This window comes from Thermophagus xiamenensis (assembly GCF_900112795.1).
GTDB lineage: Bacteria > Bacteroidota > Bacteroidia > Bacteroidales > Marinilabiliaceae > Thermophagus > Thermophagus xiamenensis.
The window spans coordinates 84889-97635 of sequence record NZ_FONA01000018.1; the positions used below are offsets into that span (position 1 = coordinate 84889).

A 12747-nucleotide genomic window follows, 5' to 3' on the forward strand; every position below is an offset into this window, starting at 1 on the left:
TTTAGTCATTAGTGATTAGTCGTTAGTTCATAGGTCAATTTGAAACCAAACTAATAACTAACCACTAACGACTAATCAAAAACTTAAATTTTGTGATTAAAGTTCATGTATGACTAATCCGGAACGTAATTTGGGTTCGAACCATGTCGTTTTAGGTGGCATAATGTTACCCGTATCGGCAATGTTAATGAGTTGTTGCATGGAGACGGGAAAGAGAGCAAAAGCGACCTTCATCTCTCCCGAATCAACTCTGCGTTGCAACTCTTCCAATCCCCGGATACCACCTACAAAATCAATGCGTTTTGAAGTTCGCAGGTCTTTTATGTCCAGGATTTTATCGAGAACATGTCTCGACAGAATACTTACATCCAAAACACCGATTGGGTCCTGGTCGTCAAAAGTTCCCGGTCGGGCGGAGAGTTTATACCATTTGCCCTCAAGGTACATGCTAAATTCATGTAGTTGGGAAGGCTTATATGCCCGGCCACCCATTTCTTTAACCTCAAAAACCTTTTCAATTTTTTCCAGAAAGGCTTGTGTCGACAGGCCGTTTAAATCTTTAACCACTCTGTTATAATCGATAATTTGCAGCTGATTATCCGGGAAGTGAACGGCCATAAAAAAGTTATACTCCTCTTTGCCGGTATGATTGGGGTTATTTGCCTTTTTTTCCAATCCTACTCTTGCGGCTGCTGCGGTGCGATGGTGACCGTCAGCCACATAGGTACAGGGAACTTTGGTTGCGAAAAGCTCTTCTAATTTTCGGTTGGTGTCGGAATCCCAGACTACCCAGAAATGGTGACCAAAGCCATTCTCTTCAGATGTGAAATCGTACTCAGGTTCCTGGTTGTCAACAATATTTTTTACGATGGCATCGATTTCCGGGACAGCCTTATAGCTGAAAAATACGGGTTCCAGATTGGCGTTGTTGGTGCGGATATGTATCATCCGGTCTTCTTCCTTATCGGGCCTGGTTAATTCATGCTTTTTGATGATGCCTTTTTCATAGTCGGAGCAAGCAGCACAACCCACAATCCCGTACTGGGTATGGCCATTCATCGTCTGAGCGTAAATATAGAAGCGGGGTTCATCGTCCTGGACCAGCCAACCTTTTTCTTTGAATTTTCTATAGTTTTCAGCCGACTTTTTATATACCGTTTCGGAATGAATATTGACTTCAGGGGGACAGTCAATTTCGGCACGGGTAATATGCAGTAAGGAATAATCTTTCCCTTTGGCCATTTCAGCGGCTTCGTGGCGGTTCATAACATCATAGGGGAGACATGAAAGACCGGCGGCGATAGTCTTTGGTGGGCGAAGGCCCCTAAAAGGCTTAACAATAGTCATACAGATTAATTTTATTTGTTTACTCTATAGGTTTCATCTCCGGTTTTAAAGAATTTAATAATTTGGTTGGCAGCCGCCACGCCGGCATTGATATTAGCTTCGGCTGTTTGTGCACCCATCTTTTTGGGTGTGAAAAAACATCGGTCGCTGAATTTTTCTTCAAAAAGAGATTTATTATCCGGTGCTATGTCGGAGATATAGGTAAAGTCAGTTCTTTTTTCCATTAAGAGGGCCAAACTCTCTTCGTCTATAACTTCTTTTCGGGCTGTGTTGACCAACACTGCTCCCGAGGGCATAAGCTCTAATAGTGAAGCTTTAATAGATTTTTTGGTTTGCTCATTGGCCGGGATATGAAGAGATACATATTGGCAGGTTTGGTAAAGTTCTTCAACCGTTTTCACGGGTGTTATGCCGTCGTTTTTAATTTTTTCGGCGGGGACAAAAGGGTCAAACGCAAAAACCTCCATGCCAAAGCCCCTGGCTATTTGGGCTACATATTTTCCCACATTGCCATAAGCATGTATCCCCAGTGTTTTGCCTCTTAATTCGGTACCTGCCGTGCCGTTAAATTTGTTGCGGGCCATATAGACCATCATCCCAAAAGCCAGTTCGGCAACAGCATTCGAATTTTGGCCTGGTGTATTCATGGCTACAATGCCTTTGGCACTACAAGCATCTAAATCGAGGTTGTCATATCCGGCACCGGCCCGAACCACAATTTTTAGATTTTTAGCCGCTTCAATTACTTCGGCAGTTACCTTATCTGACCTTACTATTAATGCCTCTGCATCTGCAACCGCTGTTTTCAGCTCCTCGGCGGTTGAATATTTTTCCAGAAGGCTTAGCTCATAGCCTTCCCTGTCGGTTATTTCTTTAATCTTTTTAATTGCTTCTGATGCAAATGGCTTTTGTGTGGCAACAAGTATCTTTTCCATTGATATATTTTTTTGTTATTGGTTGAATGAAACGAGCATGACTAAAAAGAATTGTCACAATAAGGACATCTATAAACTTTAAGTCATGCGAGTTCCATCAGACCAATGAATTAGATAAATTTTATACTGATGAAATTTAAAGTTAGTGATTAGTCATTAGTTTATTGGTTATTAGTTCATTAACACTAATCACTAACCACTAACCACTAATGTACTAATCACTAATCACTAATCACTAATGAACTAACCACTAATGAACTAACCACTAATGCCTTCTTCTGCCTTCTGCCTGTGCACTTCTGCCTGAATATATCATTATGGCAAACGCTCACCCCTTAATCCCCTAAAGGGGAAATCCCCCGCTCGCAAATACGGAATAAATAAATTCCCCTTCTGCCTTCTGCCTGTGCACTTCTGCCTGAATATAGCATTATGGCAAACGCTCACCCCTTAATCCCCTAAAGGGGAAATCCCCCGCTCGCAAATTACGGAATAAATAAATTCCCCTTCTGCCTTCTGCCTGTGCACTTCTGCCTGAATATATCATTATGGCAAACGCTCACCCCTTAATCCCCTAAAGGGGAAATTTCCCGCTCGCAAATACGGAATTAATAAATTCCCTTCTGCCTTCTGCCTGTGCACTTCTGCCTTACATTTAGTGCTTCCTTTCAAATTCCTGCATCACTTCTACCAGCGCTTTAACGCTTTCAATAGGCAATGCATTATAGGTAGAGGCTCTGAAACCACCTACACTTCTGTGACCTTTAATTCCAACCATACCACGTTGCGTAGCGAAGTCAAGGAATTCTTTTTCCAGGTCGGCATATTCTTCATTCATTACAAAGCATATGTTCATAAGGGAACGGTCTTCGTGGTTGGTGACGGTGGCTTTGAACAATTTGTTTCGGTCGATTTCATCATAAAGTAGTGCTGCCTTTTCCCGGTTGCGTTTTTGCATTTCAGCAACGCCTCCCTGTTGTTTCAGCCATTTCAGTGTTTGGAGGGCTGCAAAGACAGGAAGCACCGGAGGTGTGTTAAACATCGACCCTTTTTCAACATGGGTGCGATAATCCAGCATTGTTGGAATGGGGCGGTCAACCTTTCCCAAAATGTCGGTTTTTACAACTACAAAAGCCACGCCGGCCGGAGCCAGATTTTTCTGGGCACCTCCATATATCAATGCATATTTGGATACATCTACCGGGCGAGAAAAAATATCAGACGACATATCGGCCACCAACGGAACATTTACATCCAGGTCCTCTTTTATTTCGGTACCATAAATGGTGTTGTTGGTGGTTATATGAAGGTAGTCGGCATCTTCGGGTACAGAAAATCCTTTAGGGATATAGTTATAGTTGGCATCTTTGGATGAAGCCACCTCCACAACTTCCCCAAAAAGATGAGCTTCTTTTTGCGCTTTTGAGGCCCATGCTCCGGTATTTAAATAAGCAGCCTTCTTGTTCAATAAGTTGTAAGGAACCATGCAAAACTGTGTGCTGGCACCACCTCCTAGAAAAAGTACCTCATAGCCTTGCGGAATATCTAGTATCTCTTTGAAAAGCGCGCGCGCTTCGTCCATTACTGCCACAAATTCTTTCCCACGGTGCGATACTTCCATTACCGACAAGCCGGTACCTGCAAAATTCAGCACAGCTTCGGCGGTGTTTTTGATCGTATATTCCGGTAAAATGGATGGGCCTGCATAAAAGTTGTGTTTCTTCATTCCCTGTTAATTTTAATGATGATTATACATTGATTTAATATTCGATTAATGCTACTGTGATGTTCTAAAACTTAAAATTGCATAAATGCAAGCTTTTGGCATATGATTTTAATCAGCCCAAAGTTAGTGAATAATGGTTTTCCCCGGCTTCCTTTTGCTGATTTTTTTCATTAATTAGGATAGAAGACAGAGGTCGGAAGCCAGAGGACAGAAGTCAGAAGCCAGAGGCCGGAAGCCGGAAGTCAGAAATAATTAGAGGATATAAGTTGATATAAATGGAAATATGTAGATATAAAATAGCCAATGGCCTATTGGCCTAACAACCTAACGGCCTGGTAGGCTATTAGCACTCTGTGAAACTCTGTGTTACCACTGTGAAACTCTGTGATATATTAAATTACACAGAGTACCACAGAGGACTTCACAGTGTTTCACAGTGGAAATAACTGAGAATTAAAAGATACAAGTAGAAATAGAGTAGATAAAAACAGCCCTTTTGGCCAATAGGTCATTAGGCCGTTAGGCTGTTTTGCGGTGATATTGAGGGGATTGATGTGCTAATATGCTAATTTTGAAAGAATGTTTCTGTGAAATATTCATCTTATATCTTATATCTAAAAATCTAATAATCTAATAATCTAATAATCTAATAATCTAATAGAAGCCAGAGGCCAGAAGACAGAAATAATTAGAGGATATAAGTTGATATAAATAGAAATAAGGTAGATATAAATAGTCTAACAGCCTATTGGCCTATTAACCTATTGGCCTAATAGCCTAGTGGCCTATTGCTCGCCACCCTTTTTACCTTTGAAAAGGATTGTCATCGAAGCTATTCTGCTTTAAAATATCTTCATCCTCATTGTTATAATCAGTGGAAGTGGAATTAATTTCACTATCGAGAGTAGAGAAAAGCCCGCCCTGACCAGGAGGCCCATCTTCAGATGCCGCCAGTAATAAAAAATGACGGTCTAAACTCACCTCTTGCAGTTCAGGTCTTGTATATGGCTTTTTGCATTTATGCATTCCTGTGAAATTTATCTAATTCATTTGGTATAATGAGCTTAAAATAGTAATTTGTGGATAGTCATTATTTAATCAACACTAAGGACTAATGACTATTTACTAATCACTACAAACTTCTTCTGCCTTCTGAATGTAACAAAGCCCATATCAGCACATTCATTAATGCTCATTTTTTTAGTCTAAAGGGATGGCCATCCCAACCCTCATTAAATACAATTAGTTATATATTGATTTTTTCTGCCATTCCTTCGGGACTTAGGCCTCTAGGTCATTAGGCCATTACCTACTTTACATCTATCATATCTCTCTATCTCTTTTCATCTGTCATCTGAAATTAAAAAACCGTTTTATATTCAAGTTTTTCCTTTTCCGATTCAACAATCAGTATTACCATTCCCTTGTTTGAGACTTTAATTCTGTTTTCCGATTGCGGTTTAAGCTCTCCGGTGGCAATTATTTTGCCTTTTATATCAATTAATTTGTATCCGGGATTCTTTAGTGTGCCGATATATGCAATTATTTCAGAATCGGTAGAATAAATTGAGGTCTTGTTTTCGTTTGAGTTATTGGTGTTTTCTTCTATGTCGGTTGGAATATATTTTGATCCGGAGACATAAAGCACGAAACGGTCGTTGTATGTTCCCGTATTTTCTGCCATGAAATGGTATGATCCGTTTTCTGAAAGATTAATTATTTCCCCTGTTGTCTTATCTTCCAGTAAAACTTTGGAATTGGAAGGCAGCGTGTTTTCCTTTATTTTAATTTCTACGTTTCCTGTTTTATCAATTTTGTAACCCAGCGGGATGATTATATCCGTTGTAGAAGGTATTAGGCCGTTAATGGCTAATGATTTTGCGCTTAGTAGCGTGTAAATTTGACAATATTGAGGGCTGTAAGTAAACATTTTGTCGGTGTCATAGGTATCACCGTAGTCGTTTGATGCATTTTCGGCAAAGACCACCGCTGTTTCATCGGTTTTGCCATCTATTATGGATTCCAACTTGAGTATCGGATATTTGGTAGATGTAGATTTAAGATAAGAGGTGGTATTAGCCTTTAAAGCACCGGTACTAAAACCTACCGATGCTGAAGAGTAGCCTATCTGTACTTTCATCCAGAACGCCTGATGAGAAGGTATATCCGGTGTATTGTTGGGAATACCTATGCCCACTCCGGAGGTGGCATTATAGGTGTTGTACTTTTCATTAACGTTATCCCAAATCCAAAAAGAAGGAGCTACCGCGGAAGTATCAAATTCCAATTGAGTGAAATCAAGGGTGGCAGAATATGGATTGGCGACAAGGTTCCAGCCCAGACCGGCATTGCTGCGTAACAACGTCTTCGTAAAGTCCCAGGTTACCGGTGTTCCTGAAAATATCATATCCTGGTCGCTCCGGCAAATATAGCCCGTACCGGGAATTAATGTTTCATCGGCCCCTTTAAGAATGTAACTATCCGCACTATTTTGATATTCATACAGTAAATTGGTTATGCCAATGTTACTTTTGTTGGTCCCAATTACGGGTACCCCGAAATTATAGTTACGGGTTGGCGAGGCAACCTTTTGATAAAACATAACGTTTTCGGGATTTACTATGAGCGAATCGCCCTGCGGAATGAAGGAGGCGTTAACTTCGGATGATGATTGAAGCATAAATACGCCGGTTATGGTGAGGGTCCCGTCACTTTGTGTTAATGAAGCACCGGGTTCAATGTACAGATTTTTTACCGATAAGTCGCTGTTTAAATCGGGGTAAATTGACAATCCGGTAGGTATCAGCACGCTTTCGCCATCGGGATAAACGGTGTCATCCCAGTTATCGGGATTGGTCCAGTCGGAGCCCTGTTCGCCCGTCCAGATGATTAAATCTTCGGTAGTGAATGTTTTGGTGCTCGACAGTTCCGTTTGTTTGTTTCCCGATACGTCTTCAAATTTTTGCAAAAAAGTGATTGAATAGGTCGTGTTATCTTCCAATGGTGATTCGGGTGTCAGGGTGAGTGTTTTGCCGTCATCGCTAACAGATAACGTGTAAGGCACTTCGCCTTCTCCATTCAATAATCTGATATAATCAGTGATGTTAGACTGGGCTAATGAATCACCATTGCTGCCTAAAATTTTTTCGGAATAGGAAAGAATGATGGTTGAATAGATTGAGATATTTTCAGCCCCATCATCCGGCTCAACTTCGTTCAATATTGGAGGGATTAGATCTATAGCATATGTTTTAACTTCACTGAACCCTGAGCTGTTCTGCGCAACAACATGCAGAAAATAGATGTTTCCGTACGATAGGGCAGAAACATTTATGGTTTCTGAAAATGGGGTGTCGGCGGTCATAGATCCACTTCCTGATAATTCGGCAGGACTACCATATAGATTATATCCGCCGGCTATTTGTGTTTCGGAAGGAGCAGTAAAGTCAGTGGTTATGACATAATAATAGGTGCCGTCCTTGTTGGTTTGACCGTTGAGGGTAACACTGGTCGGACTTTGATTGGAAATATTGGGATAGCCTTCATACCATGAGGGAAATCCACCGGTGGTGGTGAATGTCCAATACGGTTGATTGGGATTTCCGAAATATAAATCGTTCCAGTAACTGCCGTTGACCTGAATGGCATTTTCAGTTGTAGTTACATAGTATTCAGTTTCTTCATTTAGATTATAGCCGGAAAGATCTATGGTCAGGACATTATCCGAAATGGAAAGAGCCTCATCCGGTCCAAATCTGTCTGAGCCTGTAGATAAATAAAATATAACGTCTTCTTGAGTTTCTAAATATATGAATTTTCCTGAAGAAAATTCAATTTCAGTTCCGGGATCGAAAGTGATGGTTAGGACGGGTGAAGTGGAAACATTTACTGCCCCGATTTCGGGTGAATAAGTTTGCCCGTTCAATTGTGAGGAAGACACTAGACAAGCAAAAATAATCCCACCAATTATTTGTAATAGTTTATTCATGCTTATTAATAAATTTTATTTCAAAGTAACCATGTTCAAAAGCTATTGAATTATCGACCAATTAATGGAGATAATCGATACCAAAATTATTTAATTTTATGCGGAAGGATTACTCTATGAAAGTGATAGTTGATGAAAGATTATAAAGTTTTGACTAAAGGATAATCTTAATGAACTAAGTGGGATTATTTGCCGATAAAGAAGATGTAAAAGTTCGCAGGCAGAAGGGGCGACAGAACGGTAACCCGGTAAAAACTCCCCACCTTCACCCCCCAACCCCCTGAAGGGGGTGCGCCGGCCCGCAGAAGCCAGTTAGGCCAATAGGTCATTAGGCCGCTAGGCGATTAGGCCATTAGACCATTAGGCCATTAGGCTATTAGGCTATTAGAAACGGAGTCCGAAGGACTCCTATGTATATAGCTTAGATGCAATTAACCAGAAGCCAGATGTCAGAAACCAGAAGCCAGATGTCAGAATAAAAGATATAAGTAGAAATAAATAGAAATATGTAGATATAAATTGTTTATTGCAAAATCAGCCTAATGGCCTATTAACCTATTAGCCTAATAGCCTTTTTTGCCAGCCGCGAAGGGGCGAAAGCTTTGTAGCAAATATAAGCAACAAAAACCATCGACGCCGTAGGTGTCGAATAATTATTGGTCACAAATGGTAGGGTCAAATGGTGGAAAGGTTGAAAGGCGAAATGGCAGAATGGCAGCCCCAACGTAACAGCAGAACGTTAAGGCAGAAATAATTAAAGGATATAGGATAGAAATAAGGTGGAAATAAAATAGATATAAATTGCATGCTTCAAAATCAGCACATCAAATAATAGATAATTAGATTTTTAGATGCAAGATATTAGATGAACATTTTACGGAATTATTTTTTGCATTAGCAAATCAGCACATTAGCAAATCAATCCCTTCAATCACCTCAATCTCTTCAATCTCATCGCCTAACAGCCTAACAACCTATTGGCCTAATAACCTAATGGCCTACCAGCCTAACAGCCCATTGGCCTAATAGCCTAGTGGCCTTTATTGCCAGCCGCGGAGCGGCGACCGAACGATAGGACTAGGTTTGTGGCGTAAGGCGTGCCAGATAATCGTAATGATTGCCCAACGCCAGACGTTCCATCCGAAAGCCGTGTTTTCCGGCATAAAACTCCAGCAGTTGATCGTCGATGAAAAGCCACGGGAAGCGACGTCCTTTTTCACCTTTGTAGCTCATCCGGTATTCCACTTCACCGTAATATTTGTTATTGAGTTGTATGAGTAATGAGCCGTCATCTTGCAGAAAAAGATAACGAAGGTCGGAACTGTCTACCACTATTTGTCCGCCGGGGGCCAGCAAGCGTCTGGCTTTGGCGAAAAAGGTTCCCAAACGGTTAATACTGCCAACAATGCCCATCCCGTTCATCATCATCAACAAAGTATCATACTGGCAGTTCGCCGATAATCTGAAAAAATCATCATGTATGATATTGCGCACCCCACGCTTTTGCATTATCTCACAAGCGCCGGGTGAGGTCTCCAACGCGGTGACTTTATGGCCATGTTCCTGAAGCCATAACGAATGGGGACCGGCACAGGCGCCGATGTCCAGCACATGTCCCCGACAATGTTGCAGAGCCGTTATTTCCAGTGCCGGCATTTGGTGATACGACCGAAACAGATAGTTTACGGGGATTACGTCCGTCTCAGCCACATTGCTCCATACTTCTATATTTAAACTATCATCGGAAGTATGGTAGTAATCGACACAGGCCCGCCCCATAATATCAGGGGATGTTGAAATGCTATTGGACGAATTTGTTTTTTTCACTCAGTTTGTCGTTTCTGCAAAGATAAGGATTTATAAAGAACCGGAAATCAATTAGGCCACTAGGCCATTAGGCGATTAGGCCAATAGGTCATTAGGCCGCTAGGCGATTAGGCCATTAGACCATTAGGCCATTAGGCTATTAGGCTATTAGGCGATGAGATTGAAGAGATTGAAGGGATTGATGTGCTGATGTGCTAATGTGCTTATTAAAAAAGAATGTTTCTGTAATATATTCATCTTAAATCTTACATCTAAAAATCTAATAATCTATTTTCTGATGTGCTGATGATATTGGAATTTAGAAGTCTGAAATAATTATTGGATATAAGTTGATATAAATGGAAATATGATAGATATAATTAGATATAAATAGCCTAATGGCCTATTAACCTATTGACCTAATGGCCTAAAAGAGCCGCAGAGCGGCGACATCTTTGTAGCAATAGTCCAACCATATACAACCGGAGCCCCAGCGGGGCGGTAGAATGACAGACCGGATGCCAGAGGCCAGAAGCCAGAAACCAGATAAAAGGATATAAGTAGAAATACGGTGGAAATAAAATAGATATAAATTGTATGATGTAAAAATGGTCTAATGGTCTAACGGCCCATTAGCCTAATGGCCTATTTTCTAATGGCCTATCAGCCTAATAACCCATTGGCCTACCGGCCTACCGGCCCATTGGCCTAATAGCCTGGTGGCCTTTTTTTCCACCTATATCAATTTGTATCTACATTATTTCTATTTATTTCAACCTATATCTTATGTCTGGCTTCTGACTTCTGACCTCTGACCTTTGGTCTCGTTTCAACCGGTCGTGAATTTAGTAAAAATGACTAAAGATTGTGCTGTGAATTTAGTAAAAATTACTAAATTTAGACTTGAATTAAATTCCTGAAGCTATTGGTGATGAAACGAGCATGGCGGCTGTTGCCACAAAAGGACATGTATAAAAATTAAGGCAGAAGTGCACAGGCAGAAGGCAGAAGAGGTCAATAGTCATTAGTGATTAGTGGTTAGTCCTTAGTCAACAGTCTTTAGTGACTAGTGTTGATTAACTAATGACTAAAGACTAACCACTAAAGACTAATCACTAAAGACTAATCACTAAGCACTAATCACTAACCACTAATGACTAACCTTAGTTCCATTCGGCCAATGAGTTAAATAAATTATATACGAATGAAACAACAACTAAAAGAAATCATCCTGGAAAACCAACAGTTTGAGCCCGGAAACATAATAGAAAGGGAGCCATATAAAATACCAATAAAGTCAGGTAAGATTATTTCTTTGGTGGGGGCCCGACGCAGCGGCAAAACCTTTATGTTGTATCAACTTGTTAATCAGCTTAGGAAGAACGGGGTAATACCTGAAAAGATTGTGTTTATCAACTTTGAGGATGAACGCCTCAATTTGCAGGCCGCTGATCTGGACCTCATATTACAAGCCTATCAGGAACTATTTCCTGAGGTTGACCTTCGTGATGCCTTTTTTTTCTTCGATGAGATACAAAATGTGAAGGGATGGGAGAAGTTTGTGCGCCGTATTTATGATACCAAATGCAAGAATTTGTTTATCACGGGTTCCAACTCCCGACTGTTAAGTACCGAAATAGCTACTGAATTACGAGGAAGAACTGTTAGCTATTCCATTTATCCGTTTAGTTTTTCTGAATTTGTAAGAGCCCATCATGGTCCATCCAACTTGAATACCACATCTAACCGTGCCGGGGTCATTCATCTGGCGGAGCAGTTCCTTCTCGGGGGTGGTTTTCCCGAGCTTATTGCCTTCGACCATTCTTTTAAAATCAAAGTTCTGCAGGAGTATTTCAACGTTATGATTTACCGTGATATTATAGAACGTTATTCCATCGCCAATCCCGAAGTGTTGAAATTCTTCATTAAAAAAATATTTGCTGCCGTTACCGGAACCCTCTCGGTCAATAAGGCCTATAACGACCTGAAATCGATGGGATATAAAATCAGCAATAAATACCTGTACGAATATCTTGAATATTGTAATGCGGTATTCCTGACCCAAAGCATCAGTAGATTCGACTATTCGGAGATTAAACAGGCCAAAAGTGATAAAAAAGTTTATGTCATCGACAACGGTCTGTTGACAGCCGTGGACTTCCACATTTCTTCCAACAGGGGAAAACTCTTCGAAAATATGGTGGCACTGGAACTGATAAAATTGGGGTATCAACTGTTCTATTTGAAAAATAAGGTGGAATGCGATTTTATTGTTCAGGAGCAAGATTCACACTCTTTTATTCCCATCCAGGTGGCTTTTTCCTTGCAGCAGCACGACACCCGTAAGCGTGAAATCAGCGGGCTGATCAATGCCTGTAAAAAGCTAAAACTTAACCATGGATACATCATTACTTTCGATGAGGAAGAGTCGCTCTCCTTTAACGGTTGTTCCGTTGACGTGATCCCCTTCTATAAGACGTTCTTCCGGACCGAGAGGCTTTTGACCAATAGGCCCTTAGCCAGTTAGGCCAATAGGCTATTAGGCTGTTAGGTGGGTAGGCCAATAGGCCAATAGGCCATTGGGTTATTAGGCCGATAGGCCGATAGGCCATTAGGCCAATAGGTCATTAGGCTATTAGGCTATTAGATACGGAGTCCGAAGGACTCCAATGTATATAGCTTAGATGCAATTAACCAGAAGCCAGATGTCAGAAACCAGAAGCCAGATGTCAGAATAAAAGATATAAGTAGAAATAAATAGAAATATGTAGATATAAATTGTTTATTGCAAAATCAGCCTAACATCCTATTACCTAACAGCCTAACGGCCTATTGGCCTTTATTTTCAGCTGTTAAAATAAGGAAGAAGTATACCAGGAATGTTCACGAAAAGTATACCACTAAAATAGGGGAAAATTAATCAATTTTCGCATAATCTTTAATTC

Annotated in this window: 7 protein-coding genes; 1 reads left to right on the top strand and 6 read right to left on the bottom strand. The window is 40.8% G+C overall.

Annotated features, from left to right (window positions below):
• Positions 1-96: 96 nt before the first annotated feature.
• From BM130_RS11455 to BM130_RS11480, 6 genes are all read right to left on the bottom strand, one after another.
• On the bottom strand, positions 97-1347 hold the full coding sequence (locus tag BM130_RS11455; RefSeq protein WP_010526073.1) for a DUF1015 domain-containing protein: 1251 nt from the start codon (positions 1345-1347) through the stop codon (positions 97-99).
• A gap of 11 nt (positions 1348-1358) precedes the next feature.
• On the bottom strand, positions 1359-2282 hold the full coding sequence (locus tag BM130_RS11460) for a 3-phosphoglycerate dehydrogenase (protein WP_010526072.1): 924 nt from the start codon (positions 2280-2282) through the stop codon (positions 1359-1361).
• A gap of 655 nt (positions 2283-2937) precedes the next feature.
• Complete coding sequence (serC, locus tag BM130_RS11465) at positions 2938-4008, bottom strand: 3-phosphoserine/phosphohydroxythreonine transaminase (protein WP_010526071.1); 1071 nt, start codon at positions 4006-4008, stop codon at positions 2938-2940.
• A gap of 804 nt (positions 4009-4812) precedes the next feature.
• The gene (locus BM130_RS11470; RefSeq protein WP_010526070.1) at positions 4813-5034 is read right to left on the bottom strand and encodes a hypothetical protein; all 222 of its coding nucleotides are present in this window, start codon (positions 5032-5034) and stop codon (positions 4813-4815) included.
• 334 nt (positions 5035-5368) lie between these two features.
• Positions 5369-7996, bottom strand: a complete 2628-nt coding sequence (locus tag BM130_RS11475) for an Ig-like domain-containing domain (RefSeq protein WP_010526069.1) — start codon at positions 7994-7996, stop codon at positions 5369-5371.
• A 1077-nt stretch (positions 7997-9073) separates the two neighbouring features.
• Complete coding sequence (locus BM130_RS11480) at positions 9074-9823, bottom strand: class I SAM-dependent methyltransferase (protein ID WP_138956817.1); 750 nt, start codon at positions 9821-9823, stop codon at positions 9074-9076.
• 1183 nt (positions 9824-11006) lie between these two features.
• Here BM130_RS11480 and BM130_RS11485 point away from each other — a divergent pair.
• Positions 11007-12329, top strand: a complete 1323-nt coding sequence (locus tag BM130_RS11485) for an ATP-binding protein (protein ID WP_010526067.1) — start codon at positions 11007-11009, stop codon at positions 12327-12329.
• The last annotated feature ends 418 nt before the right edge of the window (positions 12330-12747 follow it).